This is a genomic window from Enterobacter cloacae complex sp. 2015409, assembly GCF_041365315.1.
Lineage (GTDB): Bacteria > Pseudomonadota > Gammaproteobacteria > Enterobacterales > Enterobacteriaceae > Enterobacter > Enterobacter pseudoroggenkampii.
Map to the genome: position 1 here is coordinate 884,272 of NZ_JBFTVM010000001.1, position 23,773 is coordinate 908,044.

General features: G+C 51.9%; 23 protein-coding genes, 2 tRNA genes and 1 other RNA gene. 15 read left to right on the forward strand and 11 right to left on the reverse strand.

Going from position 1 to position 23,773, the window contains the following annotated elements; genetic code table 11:
* Positions 1–50: 50 nt before the first annotated feature.
* The 5 genes from ACDO57_RS04185 to ACDO57_RS04205 form a co-directional block, all read right to left on the reverse strand.
* Positions 51–181: non-coding RNA, RtT sRNA (locus tag ACDO57_RS04185), on the reverse strand.
* A 45-nt stretch (positions 182–226) separates the two neighbouring features.
* A tRNA-Tyr gene (locus ACDO57_RS04190) sits at positions 227–311 on the reverse strand.
* A 35-nt stretch (positions 312–346) separates the two neighbouring features.
* Positions 347–431: transfer RNA gene (locus tag ACDO57_RS04195), tRNA-Tyr, on the reverse strand.
* A gap of 158 nt (positions 432–589) precedes the next feature.
* The gene (gene purU, locus ACDO57_RS04200) at positions 590–1,432 is read right to left on the reverse strand and encodes a formyltetrahydrofolate deformylase (protein WP_023312104.1); all 843 of its coding nucleotides are present in this window, start codon (positions 1,430–1,432) and stop codon (positions 590–592) included.
* 46 nt (positions 1,433–1,478) lie between these two features.
* On the reverse strand, positions 1,479–1,937 hold the full coding sequence (locus tag ACDO57_RS04205; RefSeq protein WP_370883557.1) for a YchJ family protein: 459 nt from the start codon (positions 1,935–1,937) through the stop codon (positions 1,479–1,481).
* Between the two features lie 114 nt (positions 1,938–2,051).
* Between ACDO57_RS04205 and rssA the strand changes: the two genes are divergently transcribed.
* From rssA to galU, 3 genes are all read left to right on the forward strand, one after another.
* Positions 2,052–2,954 carry a patatin-like phospholipase RssA gene (gene rssA, locus ACDO57_RS04210; RefSeq protein ID WP_032647607.1) on the forward strand — a complete coding sequence of 301 codons (903 nt, stop codon included), beginning with the start codon at positions 2,052–2,054 and terminating at the stop codon, positions 2,952–2,954.
* A gap of 91 nt (positions 2,955–3,045) precedes the next feature.
* On the forward strand, positions 3,046–4,059 hold the full coding sequence (gene rssB / locus ACDO57_RS04215; RefSeq protein WP_032647605.1) for a two-component system response regulator RssB: 1,014 nt from the start codon (positions 3,046–3,048) through the stop codon (positions 4,057–4,059).
* A gap of 200 nt (positions 4,060–4,259) precedes the next feature.
* Positions 4,260–5,168 (forward strand): UTP--glucose-1-phosphate uridylyltransferase GalU, encoded by a 909-nt coding sequence (gene galU, locus ACDO57_RS04220; protein WP_008502780.1) that lies wholly within the window; start codon positions 4,260–4,262, stop codon positions 5,166–5,168.
* Between the two features lie 201 nt (positions 5,169–5,369).
* On the opposite strand, the gene hns is transcribed toward galU, so the two are convergent.
* Positions 5,370–5,783, reverse strand: a complete 414-nt coding sequence (hns, locus tag ACDO57_RS04225) for a histone-like nucleoid-structuring protein H-NS (RefSeq protein ID WP_008502781.1) — start codon at positions 5,781–5,783, stop codon at positions 5,370–5,372.
* A 550-nt stretch (positions 5,784–6,333) separates the two neighbouring features.
* On the opposite strand from hns, the gene tdk reads away from it, so the two are divergent.
* Complete coding sequence (gene tdk, locus ACDO57_RS04230) at positions 6,334–6,948, forward strand: thymidine kinase (protein WP_024907093.1); 615 nt, start codon at positions 6,334–6,336, stop codon at positions 6,946–6,948.
* A gap of 65 nt (positions 6,949–7,013) precedes the next feature.
* Here the strand turns inward: tdk and adhE are convergent, their stop codons facing one another.
* A complete protein-coding gene (gene adhE, locus ACDO57_RS04235) occupies positions 7,014–9,692 on the reverse strand; it encodes a bifunctional acetaldehyde-CoA/alcohol dehydrogenase (protein WP_032647603.1) in 2,679 nt (892 codons plus the stop codon).
* Between the two features lie 477 nt (positions 9,693–10,169).
* Here adhE and ACDO57_RS04240 point away from each other — a divergent pair, with 477 nt between their 5' ends.
* From ACDO57_RS04240 to ACDO57_RS04270, 7 genes are all read left to right on the forward strand, one after another.
* Positions 10,170–10,817 (forward strand): YchE family NAAT transporter, encoded by a 648-nt coding sequence (locus ACDO57_RS04240; protein WP_021240330.1) that lies wholly within the window; start codon positions 10,170–10,172, stop codon positions 10,815–10,817.
* Between the two features lie 770 nt (positions 10,818–11,587).
* Complete coding sequence (gene oppA, locus ACDO57_RS04245; protein ID WP_024907095.1) at positions 11,588–13,219, forward strand: oligopeptide ABC transporter substrate-binding protein OppA; 1,632 nt, start codon at positions 11,588–11,590, stop codon at positions 13,217–13,219.
* 84 nt (positions 13,220–13,303) lie between these two features.
* On the forward strand, positions 13,304–14,224 hold the full coding sequence (gene oppB / locus ACDO57_RS04250) for an oligopeptide ABC transporter permease OppB (protein ID WP_008502786.1): 921 nt from the start codon (positions 13,304–13,306) through the stop codon (positions 14,222–14,224).
* Between the two features lie 12 nt (positions 14,225–14,236).
* Positions 14,237–15,145: an oligopeptide ABC transporter permease OppC gene (oppC, locus tag ACDO57_RS04255; protein WP_023312096.1), complete on the forward strand. Its 909-nt coding sequence runs from the start codon at positions 14,237–14,239 to the stop codon at positions 15,143–15,145.
* Between the two features lie 11 nt (positions 15,146–15,156).
* Positions 15,157–16,170 carry an ABC transporter ATP-binding protein gene (locus tag ACDO57_RS04260; protein ID WP_008502788.1) on the forward strand — a complete coding sequence of 338 codons (1,014 nt, stop codon included), beginning with the start codon at positions 15,157–15,159 and terminating at the stop codon, positions 16,168–16,170.
* Positions 16,167–17,171, forward strand: a complete 1,005-nt coding sequence (oppF, locus tag ACDO57_RS04265) for a murein tripeptide/oligopeptide ABC transporter ATP-binding protein OppF (RefSeq protein WP_024907098.1) — start codon at positions 16,167–16,169, stop codon at positions 17,169–17,171. The genes ACDO57_RS04260 and oppF overlap by 4 nt, the downstream gene beginning before the upstream one ends.
* Positions 17,172–17,185: 14 nt before the next feature.
* The gene (locus ACDO57_RS04270) at positions 17,186–18,055 is read left to right on the forward strand and encodes an ion transporter (RefSeq protein WP_370883558.1); all 870 of its coding nucleotides are present in this window, start codon (positions 17,186–17,188) and stop codon (positions 18,053–18,055) included.
* 31 nt (positions 18,056–18,086) lie between these two features.
* On the opposite strand, the gene ACDO57_RS04275 is transcribed toward ACDO57_RS04270, so the two are convergent.
* Both ACDO57_RS04275 and cls read right to left on the reverse strand, forming a co-directional pair.
* Entirely contained in the window at positions 18,087–18,416 is a 330-nt protein-coding gene (locus ACDO57_RS04275; RefSeq protein WP_006810881.1) for an HI1450 family dsDNA-mimic protein, read from the reverse strand.
* Positions 18,417–18,449: 33 nt separating this feature from the next.
* Positions 18,450–19,910 (reverse strand): cardiolipin synthase, encoded by a 1,461-nt coding sequence (gene cls, locus ACDO57_RS04280; RefSeq protein WP_008502791.1) that lies wholly within the window; start codon positions 19,908–19,910, stop codon positions 18,450–18,452.
* A 158-nt stretch (positions 19,911–20,068) separates the two neighbouring features.
* Between cls and ACDO57_RS04285 the strand changes: the two genes are divergently transcribed.
* The 3 genes from ACDO57_RS04285 (at position 20,069) to ACDO57_RS04295 (ending at position 22,045) form a co-directional block, all read left to right on the forward strand.
* Entirely contained in the window at positions 20,069–20,242 is a 174-nt protein-coding gene (locus tag ACDO57_RS04285) for a YciY family protein (protein WP_021240326.1), read from the forward strand.
* 108 nt (positions 20,243–20,350) lie between these two features.
* The gene (gene leuE, locus ACDO57_RS04290; RefSeq protein ID WP_370883559.1) at positions 20,351–20,986 is read left to right on the forward strand and encodes a leucine efflux protein LeuE; all 636 of its coding nucleotides are present in this window, start codon (positions 20,351–20,353) and stop codon (positions 20,984–20,986) included.
* 93 nt (positions 20,987–21,079) lie between these two features.
* Entirely contained in the window at positions 21,080–22,045 is a 966-nt protein-coding gene (locus tag ACDO57_RS04295) for a GNAT family N-acetyltransferase (RefSeq protein WP_370883560.1), read from the forward strand.
* Positions 22,046–22,074: 29 nt separating this feature from the next.
* Here ACDO57_RS04295 and ACDO57_RS04300 read toward each other — a convergent pair whose 3' ends face one another.
* Positions 22,075–22,371, reverse strand: a complete 297-nt coding sequence (locus ACDO57_RS04300) for a YciI family protein (protein ID WP_024907101.1) — start codon at positions 22,369–22,371, stop codon at positions 22,075–22,077.
* A 220-nt stretch (positions 22,372–22,591) separates the two neighbouring features.
* Here ACDO57_RS04300 and tonB point away from each other — a divergent pair, with 220 nt between their 5' ends.
* Complete coding sequence (tonB, locus tag ACDO57_RS04305) at positions 22,592–23,314, forward strand: TonB system transport protein TonB (RefSeq protein ID WP_024907102.1); 723 nt, start codon at positions 22,592–22,594, stop codon at positions 23,312–23,314.
* Between the two features lie 38 nt (positions 23,315–23,352).
* Here the strand turns inward: tonB and yciA are convergent, their stop codons facing one another.
* A complete protein-coding gene (yciA, locus tag ACDO57_RS04310) occupies positions 23,353–23,748 on the reverse strand; it encodes an acyl-CoA thioester hydrolase YciA (RefSeq protein WP_008502796.1) in 396 nt (131 codons plus the stop codon).
* Positions 23,749–23,773: the final 25 nt, after the last annotated feature.

A 23,773-nucleotide genomic window follows, 5' to 3' on the forward strand; every position in this document is an offset into this window, starting at 1 on the left:
CCTTACCCGGTCTACAAAGGCGGACTCGGTTTTTTATGTCGGGAAAGTGATGGTGGTGGGGGAAGGATGACTCGGCGCGATGCGCCTCGCCCTTCGGGTCGTTGCCTGCGGCAACGCTTTCTCGCTACGCTCGAATCGAACCTTAGTCGAAGCTTCTCATCCTTCCCCGTTACGGAAATACATGATGCCTGGTGCGAACAGAAGGTTTAGCGTCGTTTGGAAGTGATGGTGGTGGGGGAAGGATTCGAACCTTCGAAGTCGATGACGGCAGATTTACAGTCTGCTCCCTTTGGCCGCTCGGGAACCCCACCAGGGGTAATTCAAATTTTGAGGTCGTGCTGAGAGATGGTGGTGGGGGAAGGATTCGAACCTTCGAAGTCGATGACGGCAGATTTACAGTCTGCTCCCTTTGGCCGCTCGGGAACCCCACCACGGGGTAATGCTTTTTTACTGGCCTGCTTCCTGCTGGAAGCGGGGCGCATCATATCAAATGAGACGCCCCTGTAAAGCATTCCTTTAGGGAAATGAAGTCGTTTGCCTGCTTTTTATCCGTAAAGACGCAAAGCTAATCAATTCATTTTCCGAAAGATTAAAGAATGATGGTCCTGTTGCCGTACACGAAGACCCGCTGCGCCAGCACCTGATACAGCGCACGACTCAACACATTCTTCTCAACGTCACGACCCGCACGCATCATGTCCTCAGCAGTGTAAGTGTGATCCACATGAATGACGTCCTGCATGATGATTGGACCTTCATCCAGGTTGTCATTCACGTAGTGCGCGGTCGCACCGATGATCTTCACGCCGCGCTCGTACGCCTGGTGGTAAGGACGCGCACCAATAAAGGCTGGCAGGAACGAGTGGTGAATGTTGATGATCTTGTTCGGGAAACGCGCTACGAAGGATGGCGTTAACACGCGCATGTATTTTGCCAGCACCACGTAGTCCGGGTTATGCGCTTCAATGGCCTGTGCCATCAGATCGTCGTGTTCTTCACGGGTATGGCCTTCGTGGCTCACCAGCTCGAACGGAATATCAAAACGCTCGACCAGCGTGCGCAGCGTCTCATGGTTACCAATAACGGCAGCAATTTCAACGTCCAGACCGCCGTAGTTGGCTTTCATCAGCAGGTCGCCCAGACAATGTGCTTCTTTGGTCACCAGGATCACGATGCGGCGTCGACCCGCTGGGGTCAGTTCGCGCACGGAACCTTCCGGAAGCGCGCTGTCCAGATCGGCAAGCAGGGTGGTGTCGTTGAAAATACCTTCCAGCTCGGTACGCATAAAGAAGCGACCGGTACGGTGGTCAACGAACTCGTTGTTCTGCACGATATTCAGTTCATGCTTGTAGCAAATGTTGGTAATTCGTGCGATCAGTCCTTTTTGATCGGGACAGATGGTGCGCAGAACTTTACGTTGTAATGATTGCATCGCCGGGAAATCCTGTTTGTATTTGCGAAGTCTGGGTTGTCAGGCATTACTGCCCGCAACACTTTTTAAATTTTTTACCTGAACCACACGGGCAGGGATCGTTACGACCAAACTGTGGGCGCGTTCCGTCAATATAATACCATTGCCCGCTTTCCTTTAAGAACCGGGAACGCTCGATAATGGCACCCGGTTTATTATTCTCGCTAAAACGGGCAACAAAGCTGACGTAACCTTCGTCAACATGACTGCCTGTTGCGGATTCATAGACGGTAAGGCCGAGCCACTGCGTGTTCGCGAACCCGGCTTCGATGTCCTGTTTGAAATCGGCTGCGCGGCAGGATGGATGCCAGGTTTTAATCAGGTAGTCTGCGTCCTTGATCACAAAAGCAGTGTACCGTGAACGCATGAGGTGTGACGGGTCTGGTGCAACCTGATCGTCAGACAGATATCGCTGGCAACATAGGCTATACTCCAGAGCGCTACCACAGGGGCAGAGTTGAGACACGATTCTCTTCCTGGAACAAAAAATAAAGGCGTTAAACGCTTCGGGTAGCACTATGTTAACTGAGCTGTTGCGTTGACGCTATGTCAGGAATCCAGGGGAAGTAAAACAGGGCTAATGAGAAAGGTTAAAATTGGACTGGCGCTGGGCTCAGGTGCAGCCCGGGGGTGGTCACACATCGGCGTAATTAATGCCTTAAACAAGATGGGCATTGACATTGATATTGTCGCAGGGTGTTCAATAGGATCGCTTGTCGGCTCCGCTTACGCGTGCGGGAAGCTTCCTGAACTCGAGACGTGGGTGCGCTCCTTCAGCTACTGGGACGTGCTGCGTCTGATGGACCTCTCCTGGCAGCGTGGTGGGCTGCTGCGCGGCGAGCGCGTGTTTAACCAGTTCCGCCAGGTTATGCCTCTCGAAGACTTCACCGATTGTCAGATGCCTTTCGGCGCCGTCGCGACGAACCTCAGTACAGGACGCGAGCTCTGGCTCACCGAAGGGGATATCCATCTTGCCGTGCGTGCCTCCTGCAGTATGCCGGGGCTCATGGCGCCTGTCCCACACAACGGTTACTGGCTTGTCGACGGTGGCGTCGTTAACCCGGTTCCCATCTCTCTGACGCGCGCAATGGGGGCGGATATCGTGATTGCCGTCGACCTGCAGCACGACGCCCACCTGATGCAGCAGGATCTCATGCCGGTCAATCTCCAGAGCGAAGATGTTGAGGGCGAGAAACTGGCCTGGCATGAACGCCTGCGCGGAAGAATCGGGCGTATGGCCGCACGTCGCTCGGTTACCGCACCGACGGCGATAGAAATCATGACCACGTCAATTCAGGTACTTGAGAACCGCCTTAAACGTAACCGTATGGCAGGCGATCCTCCGGATATTCTTATTCAGCCGTACTGTCCGCAAATCTCTACCCTTGATTTCCATCGGGCTGAGGCCGCCATCGCAGCGGGCTCGTTAGCCGTCGAAAAGAAAATGGACGAATTGTTGCCTTTTGTGCAGACCGCACGTTAAGCACCTTTTTTTGACTACTTCAGCAAAATCTGACAGGCGATAGTGCCGATCGCATGCCACTATTTAGTTACTGTCAGCCAGGGGAGGAACCATGACGCAGCCATTGGCCGGAAAACACATTTTGATTGTTGAAGACGAGCCCGTTTTCCGATCGCTACTGGATTCGTGGTTATCCTCGCTGGGCGCAATGACGTCACTGGCTGAAGATGGCATCGACGCCCTGGAAAAAATGATTAGCATTACGCCCGATTTGATGATTTGCGACATTGCGATGCCGCGCATGAATGGACTGAAGCTGGTTGAACATCTGCGTAACGAAGGTAATCAGACGCCGATTCTGGTGATCTCTGCCACCGAGAACATGGCGGATATCGCCAAAGCATTACGTCTTGGGGTACAGGATATTCTGCTCAAACCAGTCAAGGATTTGCATAGATTGCGGGAAACGGTCTTAGCGTGCCTTTATCCGAATATGTTTAATTCCCGGGTAGAGGAAGAGGAGCGTCTTTTCCAGGACTGGGACGCTCTGGTGAGTAATCCGCCTGCTGCGGCGAAGCTGTTGCAAGAACTCCAGCCGCCCGTCCAGCAAACTATTTCACACTGCCGTGTAAATTATCGCCAGCTGGTGGCCGCTGATCAGCCTGGACTGGTGCTGGATATTGCACCACTGTCAGATTCCGACCTTGCGTTTTATTCTCTGGATGTCACCCGGGCGGGGGATAACGGTGTATTAGCCGCGTTACTTCTTCGTGCGCTATTTAATGGCTTGTTGCAGGAACAGTTATCCCATCAGGGACAACGGTTGCCGGAGTTAGGCAGTTTACTCAAACAGGTAAACCAGCTTTTTCGTCAGGCCAATTTGCCAGGACAGTTCCCGCTGCTGGTCGGCTATTACCACAGCGGTTTAAAGAATCTGATCCTCGTTTCAGCCGGTCTCAATGCATCACTGAATACCGGTGAACACCATATTCAGGTGAGTAACGGTGTGCCGCTTGGGACATTGGGAACGGCGTATCTTAATCAAATTAGCCACCGCTGTTCCTCCTGGCAGTGCCAAATTTGGGGCGCCGGGGGACGGCTACGCTTAATGTTGTCCACGGAATAAGCAATTGGATCGTAATTTTAAGATTGCTTTACCTGTGTTTTGCGGGGAGTGCTACTATCGCTGCCCGGTTTCATGCGTATTTATCCTAATTGATCGGCAACGCGTTCTTTTCAGACCCGGACTGCGGGGCGAGGCTGATATACTCAACGCGTTATTTATTGCATAAAAGTTCAAAACTTGAACAGCTCAGGAGAATTTGAATGGCTGCCCTAAATTCGAAAGTCAGAAAGGCCGTTATCCCGGTAGCGGGATTGGGGACCAGGATGTTACCAGCAACTAAGGCGATTCCTAAAGAGATGTTGCCTCTGGTTGATAAGCCATTAATCCAGTATGTCGTTAATGAATGCATTGCAGCCGGCATCACTGAAATTGTGCTGGTTACGCATTCATCTAAAAACTCTATCGAAAACCATTTCGATACAAGCTTTGAACTTGAAGCCATGCTGGAAAAGCGTGTTAAGCGTCAGCTGTTAGAAGAGGTTCAGTCTATTTGCCCTCCACACGTCACCATTATGCAGGTTCGTCAGGGGCTGGCTAAAGGTCTGGGTCACGCTGTTATGTGCGCGCATCCTGTTGTCGGTGATGAGCCTGTAGCGGTAATTCTGCCTGACGTTATTCTGGACGAATACGAATCCGATCTTTCTCAGGATAACCTGGCTGAAATGATCAAACGTTTCGACGAAACCGGCAGCAGCCAGATTATGGTTGAGCCTGTTGAAGACGTAACGGCATACGGTGTGGTTGACTGCAAAGGCGTTAACCTTGAGCCGGGTGAAAGTGTGCCAATGGTTGGCGTCGTAGAGAAGCCTAAAGCCGATGTAGCCCCTTCAAACCTTGCTGTTGTAGGTCGCTATGTCCTGAGTGCTGAAATCTGGCCTCTGCTGGCTAAAACGCCTCCAGGAGCGGGTGATGAGATCCAACTGACGGATGCCATCGATATGCTGATCGAGAAAGAGACCGTTGAGGCCTACCATATGAAAGGTAAGAGCCATGACTGCGGTAATAAGCTCGGTTATATGCAGGCGTTTGTTGAATATGGTATCCGCCACAATACCCTTGGCGAAGAATTTAAAACCTGGCTCAAAGAGAGCGTAGGTATTAAGAAATAAGCCACGGTTGTAAATGTTCGAAACCGGTGAGGCGCTGCCCACCGGTTTTTTTATGCCTATACACTCCCGAAAACCTGTCTGAAAGTACAGTCGATAAAGTTGTTAAATAATGCTTTATGACAGAGTGTAAGAGGATGTTTGGGACAAATTTAGGTTAAAAAAAATCCCGCAATATGCGGGATTTCTCTGAATGTGCCGTGATTAATCCTTGATCAGGAAGTCATCCAGCTGTTTACCTTGCTCATCCATGGCTTTCTTGATAACAGCAGGAGTACGACCCTGGCCAGTCCAGGTTTTAGTTTCGCCGTTCTCGTCAACGTAGCTATATTTAGCAGGACGAGCAGCACGCTTGGCTTTGGTACCGGTTTTAGCCGCAGCCATGCTGTTCAGCAATTCATTTGGATCGATACCATCAGCAATCAGCATTTCACGATATTGCTGCAGTTTACGAGTACGCTCTTCGATTTCAGCAGCAGCAGCGCTTTCTTCTTCGCGACGTTCATTAACTACAACTTCTAATTTTTCCAGCATTTCTTCAAGCGTTTCGAGGGTGCATTCTCTTGCCTGCGCACGAAGAGTACGGATGTTGTTCAGAATTTTAAGTGCTTCGCTCATTGTAGTAATCTCAAACTTATAATGGGGGGGTGGTTTGTTGACCTAATAATAGAGCCATAAATTCATATGTGCAATAGCCAGGAATGTAAGGAATTCAAAAAATACTAAATCGTCTCACTATTATTAATTACGCTAACTTAAATTTCATCACCCGACAGTCTCGCTTGTTATCACATCAACCTGCTTTGTCCGGTTGATTGCCTCTTTTTTTTGTGACATTTACCGCAGGAATTATAGTTGCGGCGGATAAATATCAGCCTTTTGTATTAGTTCCCTCCCGTGATGTTAAGGCTGAAATAGTTAATAAATGGTGAATTTTAATGAACGGTGATTCCACTATAAAAACAAGTGTTATGTTGGGCTTAACATATAACATATTGGCCTGGCTGCATGCGTTTACTTCATGTTTTAACGGATTATTTTCGAAAACAGAAGGTTCTGAACGCCGCGCTGAACTACATCCTCTGTGCGCTGTATCGCTGATGACCTGACAAAATATGGTACAATGACTCATCGGGAATATTACACATTGATTAGGGTTTTACGGCCAATGGCACAACTGTATTTCTACTATTCGGCGATGAATGCCGGTAAATCCACCGCGCTGCTGCAATCCTCGTACAATTACCAGGAGCGCGGGATGCGTACCGTTGTTTATACGGCTGAGATTGACGATCGCTTTGGCGCAGGGAAGGTGAGCTCCAGAATAGGACTCTCGTCACCTGCCAGGCTGTTTAACCCGAAAACCGATCTGTTTGAGGACATTCGCACGGAACATGCTGAGCGGCCTATTCACTGTGTCCTGGTCGATGAGAGCCAGTTTCTGACGCGTGAACAGGTTCACGCACTTTCCGAGGTGGTTGATGAGCTTGATATCCCCGTGCTGTGCTATGGGCTGCGTACGGATTTCCGCGGCGAGCTCTTTGCCGGGAGTCAGTATTTGCTCGCCTGGTCGGATAAACTCGTCGAATTAAAAACGATCTGCTTCTGCGGTCGCAAAGCCAGTATGGTGCTTCGTCTCGACCAGGCAGGAAAACCTTATGCAGATGGTGAGCAGGTGGTTATAGGCGGTAATGAACGCTATGTATCGGTCTGTCGTAAGCATTATAAAGAAGCGCTGTCTGTAGGCTCGCTGACGGCGATTCAGCACGACAACAGAAAATAACGTCAGCTTTGTTATTCAGACATAAAAAAACCCGCCATAAAGGCGGGTTTTTCATTTGCTGTCAATTAAGCGCTTTTCTTCGCTTTCTTGTCAGCTTTGATGACCGGAACTTCTGTTTTCACAGCGGCAACGTCACCTTCTTTGAACTCACGACCGTAGAAGGTATCCAGCAGAATCTGTTTCAGCTCGGAGATCAGTGGGTAGCGCGGGTTAGCACCTGTACACTGGTCATCGAATGCATCTTCAGACAGCTTATCTACATGAGCGAGGAAGTCAGCTTCCTGTACGCCCGCTTCACGGATAGATTTAGGAATACCCAGCTCAGCTTTCAGACTTTCCAGCCATGCCAGCAGTTTTTCAATCTTCGCAGCAGTACGGTCGCCCGGTGCGCTCAGACCAAGGTGGTCTGCGATTTCAGCATAACGACGACGTGCTTGCGGACGGTCGTACTGGCTGAAAGCAGTCTGCTTGGTTGGGTTGTCGTTAGCGTTATAACGAATAACGTTGCTGATCAACAGGGCGTTCGCCAGACCGTGAGGAATGTGGAACTGTGAACCCAGTTTGTGCGCCATAGAGTGGCAAACACCCAGGAAGGCGTTCGCAAACGCGATACCGGCGATGGTTGCTGCACTGTGAACGCGTTCACGTGCTACCGGGTTTTTAGACCCTTCGTTATAGGACGCTGGCAGGTTTTCCTTCAGCAGTTTCAGAGCCTGCAGAGCCTGACCGTCAGAGAACTCAGACGCCAGTACAGAAACGTAAGCTTCCAGGGCGTGAGTTACCGCATCCAGACCACCGAACGCACACAGTGACTTCGGCATATCCATGACCAGGTTCGCATCGACGATAGCCATGTCTGGGGTCAGGGCATAGTCTGCCAGCGGGTATTTCTGACCTGTCGCATCGTCCGTTACTACCGCGAATGGCGTGACTTCTGAACCGGTACCGGAAGTGGTGGTGACCGCGATCATCTTCGCTTTTACGCCCATTTTCGGGAACTTGTAGATACGTTTACGGATGTCCATAAAGCGCAGCGCCAGTTCTTCGAAGTGGGTTTCAGGATGTTCGTACATGACCCACATGATCTTCGCGGCGTCCATTGGGGAACCACCACCCAGTGCGATAATCACATCTGGTTTGAAGGAGTTAGCCAGCTCAGCACCTTTACGCACAACGCTCAGGGTAGGGTCAGCTTCAACTTCAAAGAACACTTCAGTTTCAACGCCAGCCGCTTTCAGCACAGAGGTGATCTGGTCAGCGTAGCCGTTGTTAAACAGGAAACGGTCAGTCACGATGAGCGCACGTTTGTGGCCATCAGTAATCACTTCATCCAGCGCGATTGGCAGTGAGCCACGGCGGAAGTAGATAGATTTCGGAAGTTTGTGCCACAACATGTTTTCAGCTCGCTTAGCAACGGTTTTCTTGTTGATCAGGTGTTTTGGACCAACGTTTTCAGAGATGGAGTTACCACCCCAGGAACCACAACCCAGAGTCAGGGAAGGTGCGAGTTTGAAGTTGTACAGATCACCGATACCACCCTGAGAAGCAGGGGTGTTAATCAGAATACGGGCAGTTTTCATCATCTGACCGAAGTGAGCAACACGCTCTGGCTGGTTATCCTGGTCAGTGTACAGACAAGAGGTGTGACCGATACCACCCATGGCAACCAGCTTCTCGGCTTTTTCTACCGCGTCTTCGAAATCTTTCGCACGGTACATTGCAAGCGTTGGAGACAGTTTTTCATGTGCAAACGGCTCGCTTTCGTCGACAACTTTCACTTCACCGATCAGGATTTTAGTTGTTGCCGGAACGGTAAAGCCTGCGAGTTCAGCAATCTTGTATGCTGGCTGACCTACGATAGCGGCGTTCAGCGCGCCATTTTTCAGGATGATGTCCTGAACTGCTTTCAACTCTTTCCCCTGCAGCAGGTAGCCGCCGTGGCTGGCGAAACGTTCGCGAACGGCGTCGTACACGGAGTCAACAACAACAACAGACTGTTCAGATGCACAGATCACGCCGTTATCGAAGGTTTTAGACATCAGTACAGACGCAACGGCACGTTTGATGTCAGCGGTTTCGTCGATAACAACAGGGGTGTTACCGGCGCCCACACCGATGGCTGGTTTACCGGAGCTGTATGCCGCTTTAACCATGCCAGGACCACCGGTCGCCAGGATCAGGTTAATGTCCGGGTGATGCATCAGGGCGTTGGAGAGCTCAACGGAAGGTTGGTCGATCCAGCCGATCAGATCTTTTGGTGCGCCAGCAGCGATTGCCGCCTGCAGGACAATATCCGCAGCTTTGTTGGTCGCGTCTTTCGCACGTGGGTGTGGAGAGAAAATGATTGCGTTACGGGTCTTCAGGCTAATCAGCGATTTGAAGATAGCGGTAGACGTTGGGTTAGTGGTCGGAACAATACCGCAGATGATGCCGATAGGTTCAGCGATGGTGATAGTACCGAAGGTGTCGTCTTCGGACAGCACGCCACAGGTTTTCTCATCTTTATAGGCGTTATAGATATACTCGGAAGCGAAGTGGTTTTTAATCACTTTATCTTCCACGATACCCATGCCGGATTCGGCAACGGCCATTTTAGCGAGAGGGATTCGAGCATCTGCAGCAGCCAGTGCGGCCGCGCGGAAGATTTTATCAACCTGTTCTTGGGTGAAATTGGCATATTCACGCTGGGCTTTTTTAACGCGCTCGACGAGGGCGTTCAGTTCAGCGATATTAGTAACAGCCATAATGCTCTCCTGATAATGTTTAAACTCTTTTAGTAAACCAGCGCTCGATACGTCACACAGTATAGACAGAGCCGATACGACTTGCGTAACACAAAGTAAAACAAAGAGTTACTTTCTGCGTCAGCACACTAATTTACTAAAAGAGCCTTACCTTGGCATCATCCCTTTTGTCAGGTGACCTCCCTGGGGGTGTAACCAAGATTACTCACTTCTGAGTACGGAAATCATGATCTGTGTCAATTTTCCCCCAAGCTGATACCTTTCAGCAGGGTTATTTCGTGCTGATTTTTCCAGTGTTAAATAATTACGTAAGTATTGGAAGTGGCGCTATCATTGATTATACATATGTTTAACATCCTGAAATGATAACGTTTTGGCACAGATTTCGAGTGAAGTATGCTAATAAAAAGGGTATCTTCAGCGCGATTTCTCATGACGAATTGTCAGTCCAGGGCATGTGTATAAGCGGAGCAAAACGTGATCCAAACGCTCTTTGATTTTCCAACGTACTTTAAATTTTTTATTGGTTTGTTTGCCCTGGTCAACCCGGTGGGGATCATTCCTGTCTTCATTAGTATGACGAGTTACCAGACGGCGGCGGCCAGGAACAAGACCAACCTGACCGCTAACCTGTCAGTGGCGATCATATTGCTCACCTCTCTTTTTCTGGGTGACGCCATTCTCCAGCTCTTCGGGATTTCGATCGACTCTTTCCGCATTGCGGGTGGGATCCTGGTGGTGACCATCGCCATGTCCATGATCAGCGGTAAGCTGGGCGAGGATAAGCAGAATAAACAAGAGAAGTCAGAAACCGCTATCCGCGAAAGCATTGGCGTAGTGCCGTTGGCCTTACCGCTGATGGCCGGTCCTGGTGCCATCAGTTCAACCATTGTCTGGGGGACGCGCTATCATAGCCTGATGCACCTGATTGGTTTTTCAGTGGCGATTGCCATTTTCGCGCTCTGCTGTTGGGGCGTGTTCCGCATGGCACCCTGGCTGGTGCGCTTACTGGGTCAGACGGGCATTAACGTCATAACGCGTATCATGGGCCTGCTGTTGATGGCGTTAGGGATTGAATTTATCGTTACGGGTATTAAAAGCATTTTCCCCGGTTTGCTGCACTGATATTGCATATGAAAGAACGGAGCCACGGCTCCGTTTTTTTACATCATTATCAGTAAATCCTATAACTAAAGTTGAAATGCTCACATATCATAATAAATTCTACTAATAATGTTCATTGCTTGTATTTCAACAAGTTATTAATTCCCCTCAAACCCGCCTGCGCAGAAAATCTTCGATCGCTCTGTTATTTTACTCACATGATACTCTGGGGCTTGCTGAGAGATAACCGAAATGATATTAGTAATTTCAACATTCCCCTAGATGAATGTGCTAAATAATAACCAGTTGTTAAATTTTTGTACAAAGTCACTCGATGATAGCGCAGCGACGCGCTTGTAGAGAAAAATTTCTCTATCTTGTTGAATATCATGTTTTTTAATTGATGTTCGATGTCCGGCAGGGCTGCCCTCAACGATGCGGTACTCACCGTAAAAGAGAATTGCTTAACAAATTTGCAAAATGTATTGGCGCACGTTTACGCCATTTGATACTTTCCGGCCTAATATTTTGCAGCATAAAACAAGCAGATGAGAATTATTTTCATATGGTTCTCTTCTCAGATATCCAACGCAGGTCTCAAACAGGGTGGCCTGTAAAGAATCGACGCAAGACGGCCATACGAGCGGTCAGTAATAAAAAAGTCGGTGATAGCAAGCAGTAAAAGAAGAACCTGACAGCAGCAAAAAAAAACTCCTGCGCTGTACAGGCCCCAACAGGGGATTACACAGCTGGCGAAGGCCAGTCATTATAATGAGTGGAGTACCAACACAATGTCCATCATCACAAAAAAAAATCTGGTAGCGGCGGGGATTTTAACTGCGCTAATCGCGGGCAACGCTGCAATGGCTGCGGACGTTCCTGCAGGTGTTCAACTGGCTGAGAAGCAAACGCTGGTGCGTAACAACGGTGCGGAAGTTCAGTCTCTTGACCCGCACAAAATTGAAGGTGTTCCTGAGTCTAACGTTAACCGCGACCTGTTCGAAGGCCTGCTGGTGACAGACGTAGACGGCCACCCGGCGCCGGGTGTAGCCGAAAAATGGGAAAACAAAGATTTCAAAGTCTGGACCTTCCATCTGCGTAAAGATGCGAAATGGTCCGACGGTACACCGGTCACGGCCGAAGATTTCGTTTATAGCTGGCAGCGTCTGGCGAACCCAACAACCGCTTCTCCGTATGCGAGCTACCTGCAATATGGCCACATCGCCAATATTGATGACATCATCGCGGGTAAAAAACCTGTTACCGACCTGGGCGTAAAAGCGATTGATGCGAATACCTTTGAAGTGACGTTGAGCGAACCTGTTCCGTACTTCTATAAGCTGCTGGTTCACCCGTCCGTCTCCCCGGTACCAAAATCCGCCGTGGAAAAATTTGGTGAAAAATGGACGCAGCCTGCCAATATCGTGACCAACGGTGCCTATAAGCTGAAAGACTGGGTGGTCAACGAGCGTATGGTGCTTGAGCGTAATCCGCAATACTGGGACAACGCGAAAACCGTCATTAATCAGGTGACCTACCTGCCAATTTCGTCCGAAGTGACTGACGTTAACCGCTACCGCAGCGGTGAAATCGACATGACCTATAACAACATGCCGATTGAATTGTTCCAGAAACTGAAGAAAGAGATCCCTAAAGAAGTTCACGTCGATCCGTACCTGTGCACCTACTACTATGAAATCAACAACCAGAAAGCACCGTTCACCGACGTACGTGTACGTACCGCGCTGAAGCTGGCTCTGGATCGCGATATCATCGTAAACAAAGTGAAAAACCAGGGCGATCTGCCGGCATACAGCTATACCCCTCCATACACCGATGGTGCAAAACTGACCGAGCCAGACTGGTTCAAACAGACGCAGGAACAGCGTAACGCAGAAGCGAAGAAACTGCTGGCCGAAGCGGGCTATACCGCAGATAAGCCGCTGACCTTCAGCCTGTTGTACAACACCTCCGATCTGCACAAAAAACTGGCTATCGCCGTCGCTTCGATCTGGAAGAAAAACCTGGGCGCGAACGTGAAGCTGGAGAACCAGGAGTGGAAAACCTTCCTCGACAGCCGTCATCAGGGCACCTTTGATGTGGCACGTGCTGGCTGGTGTGCGGACTATAACGAACCGACCTCCTTCCTGAATACCATGCTGAGCGACAGCTCGAACAACACCGCGCACTATAAGAGCCCGGCGTTCGACAAGCTGATTGGCGACACGCTGAAAACCACTGACGAAGCACAGCGTACAGAACTGTACTCTAAGGCCGAGCAGCAGCTGGATAAAGATTCCGCGATCGTTCCGGTTTACTACTACGTTAACGCCCGTCTGGTGAAACCATGGGTAGGTGGGTATACCGGTAAAGACCCGATGGATAATATCTACGTTAAAAACTTGTATATTATCAAGCATTAATGGCAATGAGTGGGGCGGGCGTGCTCGCCCCACGGTGTCTAACCAACGTCACATAATATAGGCACACGCCAGAAGGTACGGGCAATGTTGAAATTTATCCTACGTCGCTGTCTTGAAGCGATTCCAACGCTATTTATTCTCATCACGATTTCCTTCTTCATGATGCGCCTTGCGCCGGGAAGTCCATTTACCGGTGAACGTACGCTGCCGCCAGAAGTCATGGCGAATATCGAAGCGAAATACCACTTAAACGATCCCATCTCCACCCAGTACTTCAATTATCTGAAGCAGCTGGCTCACGGTGATTTTGGACCGTCATTTAAATATAAAGACTATTCCGTTAACGACCTTGTGGCGTCCAGCTTCCCGGTTTCGGCTAAGTTGGGTGCTGCGGCATTTATTCTGGCCATCGTTTTCGGGGTCACCGCAGGCGTTATCGCCGCGCTCAGACAAAATACCAAATGGGATTATGCCGTAATGGGGGTGGCAATGACCGGGGTAGTGATACCCAGCTTCGTTGTCGCGCCATTACTGGTGATGATATTCGCCATCACGTTGAAGTGGCTGCCGGGCGGCGGCTGGAACGGCGGGGCATTGAAGTTCATGATTTTGCCAATGGTGGCATTATCTCTGGCGTACATCGCCAGTATCGCGCGTATCACCCGTGGTTCAATGATCGAAGTGCTGCACTCGAACTTCATTCGTACCGCGCGCGCTAAAGGGCTGCCGATGCGTCGCATTATCTTCCGCCACGCGCTTAAACCGGCGCTGTTGCCCGTGCTCTCCTACATGGGACCGGCATTTGTCGGGATCATTACCGGCTCTATGGTTATCGAAACAATCTATGGTCTGCCGGGCATTGGTCAGCTGTTCGTAAACGGTGCGCTCAACCGCGATTATTCGCTGGTACTGAGCCTGACCATTCTCGTCGGTGCGCTGACCATTCTCTTTAACGCTATCGTCGATGTGCTGTACGCCGTCATCGACCCGAAAATCCGTTACTAACTGGAGCACGCCATGATGTTGAGTAAGAAAAACAGCGAGGCGCTGGAAAACTTCAGTGAAAAACTGGAAGTAGAAGGTCGTAGCCTCTGGCAGGACGCGCGCCGTCGCTTTATGCACAACCGAGCGGCGGTTGCCAGTCTGGTTGTTCTGGTAATCATCGCGCTGTTTGTGACCCTGGCGCCGATGCTGTCGCAATTTACCTATTTCGACACCGACTGGGGCATGATGTCCAGCGCGCCGGATATGGAATCAGGCCACTATTTTGGCACGGACTCCTCAGGACGCGATCTGCTGGTGCGTGTCGCTATCGGTGGCCGTATCTCACTGATGGTCGGTATTGCTGCCGCGCTGGTGGCGGTGATCGTGGGTACGCTCTACGGCTCACTGTCCGGCTACCTTGGCGGCAAAATAGACTCGGTAATGATGCGTCTGCTGGAAATCCTGAACTCCTTCCCGTTTATGTTCTTCGTCATCCTGCTGGTGACCTTCTTCGGTCAGAATATTTTGCTGATCTTCGTGGCCATCGGGATGGTTTCCTGGCTGGATATGGCGCGTATTGTCCGCGGCCAGACCCTGAGCCTCAAACGCAAAGAGTTTATCGAAGCCGCGCAGGTCGGCGGTGTCTCTACCGGGAATATCGTGGTTCGCCATATCGTTCCTAACGTGCTGGGCGTGGTGGTGGTCTATGCCTCACTGCTGGTGCCAAGCATGATCCTGTTTGAATCTTTCCTGAGCTTCCTCGGTCTGGGTACGCAAGAGCCGCTCAGCAGCTGGGGCGCGCTGCTGAGTGACGGTGCAAACTCAATGGAAGTGTCTCCGTGGCTGCTGTTATACCCGGCGGGTTTCCTGGTCGTTACCCTGTTTTGTTTTAACTTTATCGGCGATGGCCTGCGTGATGCCCTCGACCCGAAAGACCGTTAAGGAGCGCCGTCATGACAATTATTGAAACGGCAACCGCGCCACAGGCGCAGCAGCGGAGCGACCTTCTGCTGGACGTAAAAGATCTTCGCGTCACCTTTAAGACCCCGGACGGGGATGTGACCGCCGTGAACGATCTCAACTTCAACCTGCGCGCGGGCGAAACGCTCGGCATCGTGGGTGAATCCGGATCCGGGAAATCCCAGACTGCCTTTGCGCTAATGGGCCTGCTGGCCGCTAACGGTGTGATTGGCGGTTCCGCGAAATTCAACGGTCGCGAAATCCTCAACCTGCCGGAGCAAGAGCTGAACAAGCTGCGCGCCGAGCAGATCTCGATGATTTTCCAGGATCCGATGACCTCGCTGAACCCGTACATGCGCGTCGGCGAGCAGCTGATGGAAGTCCTGATGCTGCACAAAGGCCTGGGTAAAGCGGAAGCCTTCGAAGAGTCGGTCAAAATGCTCGATGCGGTGAAAATGCCGGAGGCGCGCAAGCGCATGCGCATGTTCCCGCACGAGTTTTCTGGCGGTATGCGTCAGCGCGTGATGATTGCGATGGCGCTGCTGTGCCGGCCAAAACTGCTGATTGCCGACGAACCGACCACCGCGCTGGACGTTACCGTTCAGGCACAAATCATGACCCTGCTGAACGAGCTGAAGCGTGAGTTTAACACGGCGATTATTATGATCACCCACGACCTGGGCGTGGTGGCGGGCATCTGTGACAAAGTGCTGGTGATGTATGCCGGTCGTACCATGGAATACGGAAAAGCGCGTGACGTGTTCTATCAGCCTGCTCATCCTTACTCCATTGGGCTGCTGAATGCGGTGCCACGTCTTGATGCGGAAGGGGAATCCCTGCTCACCATTCCGGGCAACCCGCCAAACCTGCTGCGCCTGCCGAAAGGCTGTCCGTTCCAGCCGCGCTGTCCGCACGCGATGGAAATCTGCAACAGCGCTCCGCCGCTGGAAGAGTTTGCACCAGGCCGTCTGCGCGCCTGCTTTAAGCCGCAGGAGGAGCTGGTATGAACGCATTAGATGAAAAACGCAATGTGCTGCTCGAGATTGCTGACCTTAAGGTGCATTTCGACATCAAAGACGGCAAACAGTGGTTCTGGCAGCCGTCGAAGACCCTGAAAGCGGTGGACGGCGTCACGCTGCGCCTGTATGAAGGGGAAACCCTGGGCGTGGTGGGCGAGTCCGGCTGCGGTAAATCGACCTTTGCGCGCGCCATTATCGGTCTGGTGAAAGCCACCGACGGTAAAGTGGCCTGGCTGGGTAAAGATCTGCTGGGCATGAAACCCGACGAGTGGCGCGAGGTGCGCAGCGATATCCAGATGATTTTCCAGGATCCGCTGGCGTCACTTAACCCGCGTATGACCATCGGTGAGATTATTGCCGAGCCGCTGCGGACCTATCATCCGAAGATGTCCCGTCAGGAAGTGCGCGATCGCGTTAAGGCGATGATGCTGAAAGTCGGGCTGTTGCCTAACCTCATCAACCGCTATCCGCACGAGTTCTCAGGCGGTCAGTGTCAGCGTATTGGTATTGCGCGCGCCCTGATCCTCGAACCGAAGCTGATTATCTGTGATGAGCCGGTTTCCGCACTGGACGTGTCCATTCAGGCGCAGGTGGTTAACCTGCTGCAGAAGCTGCAGCGCGAAATGGGGCTGTCGCTGATCTTCATCGCGCATGACCTGGCCGTGGTGAAACACATTTCCGACCGCGTGCTGGTGATGTACCTGGGTCACGCCGTGGAGCTGGGCACCTATGACGAGGTGTACCACAATCCATTGCACCCATACACCAGAGCGCTGATGTCCGCGGTACCGATCCCCGATCCCGATCTGGAAAAGAATAAGACTATCCAGCTTCTGGAAGGGGAATTACCCTCACCAATTAACCCGCCGTCGGGCTGCGTCTTCCGCACGCGCTGCCCAATGGCCGGGCCGGAATGTGCGAAAACGCGACCGGTTCTCGAAGGCAGTTTCCGACATGCGGTTTCCTGCCTGAAAGTAGACCCGTTATAATCGCAAGGGCTGACATGATGTCAGCCCTTATTTTTTGCGAGGTTACTGTGTCGCGTTTATTCACGTCAGCCCGTCGGCGGCTTTATCATGTTTTATTCGATCCTGAAACGGTATCCGGACGGCGATTCGAAGGTCTTTGTGGGTTATTTGCGCTCCTCAGCGTGGTGGTCATTTTTATTGAATCGGGTGCCGGGACGCAATACCACCTGACGTTTGACGAATGGCATGTCTTTGTCTGGCTTGAGCTGGCGATTACCCTGGTTTTTACCGCTGAATATCTGCTCAGAGTAATTGCGTGGCCCAACCCGGCCCGATATGTTTTCAGCTTCTGGGGATATATTGATTTAGCCACTATTCTGCCGCTCTACGTCATGTGGCTGTGGCCGGAAATCAGCCTGAGCTATGTTTTTGCCTGGCGGGCGATGCGCGTGATTCGGGTATTACGTATTCTGAAATTACTGCGTTTTATGCCGTCATTACGCGTGTTCTGGAGTGCGATCGTCAGCGCACGGCATCAGCTTATTTTGTTCTACTCGTTTATTGCCATCGTCATGATTGTTTTTGGCGCGCTGATGTATTTAATAGAAGGGCCCAAATATGGCTTTACGACGCTCAATGCGTCCGTTTATTGGGCGATAGTAACCGTGACGACCGTGGGGTACGGTGATATCACGCCCCATACGCCGCTGGGCCGCATTGTGGCCTCAGTGCTGATTTTGATTGGCTATTCGGTCATTGCCATTCCAACCGGGCTTATTACCACGCACATGAGCAGCGCATTTCAGAGCCGCAAGCAGCAGCGCAAATGTCCGGCATGTCACCAGGGTGACCATGACCTTAACGCGCGGTTTTGTCACCGCTGCGGAAGTGCGTTGCCGGAGTAAATAAAAAAGGCTGCAATCGCAGCCTTTTTTATTATTCGCGCCAGAGGATATGGCACAGCTTGTGGTCTTTCTCTCGACAGAGCAGGACGCGGGCGAAGATATCGTTAATTTCGCCACCGTCTTCATCGGCCAGCCCAATCACCACTTCGGCAAAAAAGTCAGGATTCAGGTCGAAATCCACATGCTCAGCCCAGTCTTCTGAAGGGTCGAACAGTTCGGCACCGCCGCGCTCTTCGAACTGCAGATTAAAGAGGATCACGTCTGCGGGATCGAGGTTATCAACCGCCAGTTCGAGAAAAATGTCATAGGCCTGCTCGAGCGTTTCGTCTTCGGTCAGGCGATTGTTCAGATCCATTTCCATGATGACTACCTGTTAAACATCGTTGGGCACGTTTTACAGCAACGGACTAAAGAAGTAAAACAGTCGTTCGGCAATTCTCTGCCACAGCGGACGTTTTACCCACAGTCTGGCATCCAGCAGCCGCGAGCGGGAGATATAATCATCCTGCACCGCGGCGAGATCGCCACCAAAGCCAGCATCATCAATAACCAGCGTGATTTCAAAGTTGAGCCACAGGCTGCGCATATCCAGATTGACCGTTCCCACCAGGCTTAACTCGCCGTCGACAAGCACGCTTTTGGTGTGGAGCAATCCACCTTCAAACTGGTAGATCTTCACCCCTGCGGCCAGCAGTTCGCTAAAGAAGGCCCGGCTGGCCCAGCCCACCAGAAGGGAGTCATTTTTGCGCGGCAATATAATGCTCACATCGACGCCGCGCTGCGCCGCGGTACAGATCGCGTGAAGGAGGTCATCGCTGGGAACAAAGTAGGGCGTCGTCATGATCAGGTATTCACGCGCCGAGTACGTTGCCGTCAGCAGCGCCTGATGAATCAAATCCTCCGGGAAGCCCGGCCCGGAAGCAATGGTATGAATGGTGTGACCGCTGGCCTCTTCAAACGGCATAATATTGCCGTCCGGCGGTGGCGGCAGAATGCGTTTGCCGGTTTCTATCTCCCAGTCGCAGGAGTAAACGATGCCCATCGAGGTGGCAATCGGCCCCTCCATTCGCGCCATCAAATCCACCCACTGGCCCACGCCCGAGTCCTGCTTGAAGAAGCGCGGATCAACCATGTTCATGCTGCCGGTGTAGGCAATATAGTTATCGATCATGATCATTTTGCGATGCTGACGGAGATCCATCCGGCGCAGAAACACGCGCAGGAGATTGACCTTCAGCGCCTCGACCACCTCGATCCCAGCATTACGCATCATGCCCGCCCAGGGGCTACGGAAAAATGCCACGCTGCCTGCGGAGTCAAGCATCAGACGGCAGTGAATGCCGCGTCGCGCCGCGGCCATCAGCGATTCAGCGACCTGGTCAGCCATCCCGCCGGGCTGCCAGATATAAAAAACCATCTCGATATTATGACGCGCCAGCTGGATATCGCGAATTAATGCCTGCATGACGTCGTCGGACGAGGTCAGCAGCTGGAGCTGATTGCCCTTAACGCCACCAATCCCCTGACGGCGCTCGCACAGCTTAAACAGTGACGATGCGACGCTACTGTTCTCCTCGGCAAAGATATGTTTGCAGGCTTTAAGATCGTTCAGCCACTTTGCGGTGGAGGGCCACATGGCACGGGCCCGCTCTGCGCGGCGTTTACCCAAGTGAAGCTCACCGAAAGAGAGATAGGCTATAATTCCCACCAGCGGGAGGATGTAGATTATCAGAAGCCAGGCCATGGCAGAGGGAACGGCTCTGCGCTTCATCAGGATGCGTAATGTCACACCTGCGATTAACAGCCAGTATCCCAAAATGACCAGCCAACTCACCACGGTGTAGAAGGTTGTCATAGGTAAAAAAATCCTTTTGAAAGCGTATTGTTATGAGTGTACGCATCAGGATTCATCTGGCAAATAAAAACGCCAGGTAAAAGCGCTGGTTTGCCGCAGGGTTGGGTTTATAATGGCCTTTCTTTTAGAGAAAAAGTGTTAGAGAAAGAGTTGTAGACATGAAGCGCAGTAGAACAGAAGTAGGGCGCTGGCGCATGTTGCGACAGGTGAGTCGTCGCAAGGCTCGTTGGCTGGAAGCACAATCCCGCCGCAATATGCGTATTCACGCCATCAGAAAATGTGGAATGACCCGGCATCGCAACGCGTTGCTGTTCGCAGTCCAGGATATCTGAGTACCATGAGGGCACCGTAATGGTGCCCGCTGATTTTGTAGCGTCTGATTTTTAGGAGTAGCGTATTTGCAGCGCTATTCCTGCTGTATTGAGCAAAAGGAGGGAGAAGTGTTTGCGGAGTTTGGCGTACTGAATTTCTGGACGTATGTTGTTGGCGCATTTTTTATCGTGCTGGTACCGGGGCCGAATACCCTGTTTGTGCTGAAAACCGGGATTGGTCACGGGGTTAAAAAAGGGTATCTTGCCGCCACAGGCGTGTTTATCGGTGATGCGGTACTGATGTTTCTGGCCTGGGCGGGCGTCGCGGCATTAATCCAGACCACACCGGTACTGTTTAATATCGTGCGCTACCTGGGCGCCTTCTATCTGCTGTGGCTGGGGGGCAAAATGCTCTGGTCGGTGGTGAACCGTCAGAAAAACGCGCATGAGAGCGGCCCCGAACCTGCCAGTATGATCATGAAACGTTCGCTGGTATTGAGCATGACGAATCCCAAAGCGATTCTGTTCTACGTATCGTTCTTCGTTCAGTTTATTGACGTGAACGCACAGAGCACCGGCACCTCTTTCCTTATCCTCGCGACGACGCTTGAGTTGATAAGCTTCATGTACATGAGCTTCCTGATCTTCTCCGGTGCGTTTGTCACGCGTTATCTCAAAACGAAAAAGAAACTGGCAAAGCTGGGGAACGGGCTGATAGGGCTGCTGTTTGTTGGGTTTGCGGCGAGGTTAGCGTCGCTGCATTGATTGATGAAAGGCTCCTGCGGGAGCCTTTTTTATTCTGTTTGACAATCCCTCACCATTTAGTTGTATAGTACAACTAAATGGTGAGGACAGAACATGCACAGCGAAACCCCGGTAGTCAGCGTTATTCGACGTTCCTCGCGCCTCATGGTGCGAGAGTTAGGTTTTATGGGTTCTACCCTGGCTTCAACGAGCTACTCACCTTCGGCCGTCCATACCCTGGTCGAAATCGCCTTACGCAAACAGATGACGGCGAGTCAGCTGGTGCAACTGCTGGGCCTGGAAAAGTCCAGCGTCAGCCGGATGCTTGCTCGCCTGATTGCCGCGGGCGAACTCGAGGAAGTTATTTCTACTGAGGACGCGAGAGCAAAGAGCCTCAGGCTGACCGCGAAAGGTCACGAGACGGTCAGCAAAATTAATGCCTTCAGCAATGAGCGCGTGGTCTCAGCAATAAAATGTCTTGCTCCTGCCCAGCAGCAGACCATTTCGGAGGGGCTCACCCTTTATGCCAATGCGCTGCAGGCATGCCGTGAGTCGGGCAACGAGACGCACCCTGACGAGCTTACGATAGTGCAGGGGTATATCCCCGGCATGATTGGCCGTATAGCGGAAATGCACGGGAGTTATTACGCTCGTGAACATCATTTTGGCCGCTTTTTTGAGGCCAAAGTGGCGACAGGACTCGCAGAATTTAGTGAACGGTTGGATAAGCCGTGCAACCAGATCTGGCTGGCGATGATGAACGGCAGGATAGTGGGGTCAGTGGCGATCGATGGCGAGGATCTGGCACCGGGTGAAGCCCATCTTCGCTGGTTTATTCTTGATGATGGCTGCCGGGGACACGGCGTGGGGAAAAAACTGCTGAATGAAGCGATGCGTTTTTGCGATAGCGCCGGTTTTTCAGCCGTGCACCTCTGGACATTCAATAAGCTTACCGCCGCCCGGCGTCTGTACGAGTCGTTTGGGTTTACGCTGGTAAAAGAGTGGGAAGGCGACCAGTGGGGAAGCCTGATTACAGAGCAGCAGTTTACCCGGTATAAAGACGCACAACCGGCGCTATAAAAAAGGCTCCTTGCGGAGCCGCTTTGGTATCAGAACACTTTCTTATACGGTCGAACCGTCACCTTCGCATATACACCTGCCGCAACATACGGATCTGCGTCAGCCCAGGCCTGAGCGGCTTCCTGGGATTCAAACTCAGCAATAACCGTGGAGCCGGCAAAACCGGCGGCACCCGGATCGTTGCTGTCTACTGCAGGCATAGGGCCGGCGGTCAGTAATCGACCTTCATCCTGAAGCAACTGCAAACGTGCCAGATGCGCAGGGCGCACAGCCTGGCGTTTTTCGAGCGAATCAGCAACATCTTCAGAGTAAATCACGTAAAACACGGCGAAGCTCCTTAACCGGTAAAAGTGTCAGTTACGTTATGTGAAAGGGCAAACGACTGCAATGTAAAATAAAAACAATGTTAATACCCTGATCTGAATGCGCCTTTTTTGGCCTCTCATGCGCTAAAGTTGCGTCAGAACAAAGTGTCTTATTGAATATGATTGCTATTTGCATTTAAAATCAGTGCTCGGTTTTTTAACGTTGATGACTATGACTTCGATGACCCTTGATTTACCTCGCCGCTTTCCCTGGCCGACGCTGCTTTCTGTCGTGATTCACGGTGCCGTTGTGGCGGGTCTGCTGTATACCTCGGTTCATCAGGTTATTGAAATGCCCGCGCCCGCGCAGCCGATTTCGGTGACGATGGTCTCGCCAGCGGATCTTGAACCGCCGCAGGTTGCCCCTCCGCCGCCACAGCCGGTGGCTGAACCGGAGCCAGAACCCGAGCCTGTTCCGGCGCCACCGAAGGAAGCCCCGGTGGTGATCCACAAGCCTGAACCGAAGCCAAAACCTAAGCCGAAGCCAAAGCCGGTGAAGAAGGTCGAGGAGCGTCCAAAACGCGAGGAACGTCCGGTTGAACCGCGCGCAACCCAGCCGGTAGAAAATGCAGCGCCTTCACGTCCGGTGATGAACAATACGGCAACGACTTCAAAGCCAACGGTTACCGCACCGGCGGGCCCGCGTGCCGTAAGCCGCAACCAGCCCCAATATCCGGCGCGAGCTCAGGCCTTACGTATTGAAGGCCGCGTACGGGTGAAATTTGACGTGACCGCGGATGGACGCGTGGATAACGTGGAAATTTTATCTGCTCAGCCTTCTAATATGTTTGAGCGCGAAGTGAAATCGGCGATGCGCAGATGGCGCTATGAGCCAGGCAAGCCGGGCAGCGGATTGATTGTTAATATCGTTTTCCGCCTGAACGGCGGGGCGCAGATGGAATAAAAAAAGCCTCCGAAAGGAGGCTTTTTTTTGCCTGTCGATCAGGCTTGTGGAAGTTGACGAGGTTTACCCTCGCTGTCCACTGCGACATAAATAAACAGCGCTTCAGTGGCCTTATAACGCTGCCCAATCGGCTCAGAAGAGACTTTCTTCACCCAGACTTCGATGTTGATGGAAATGGAGGTATTGCCGCGTTTCACGCAGCGCGCGTAGCAGCAAACCACATCCCCTACCGCAACCGGGCGCAGGAAGGTCATGCCGTCCACCCGCACCGTCACCACGCGCCCGTGGGCGATCTCTTTTGCCAGAATTGCGCCGCCCATATCCATCTGCGACATCAGCCAGCCGCCAAAAATATCGCCATTGGCATTGGTGTCAGCGGGCATTGCCAGTGTGCGTAAAACCAGTTCGCCCTGAGGGGCGTTAGTTGTTGTCATTGTTTTAACTCGTAACGGAAGACTT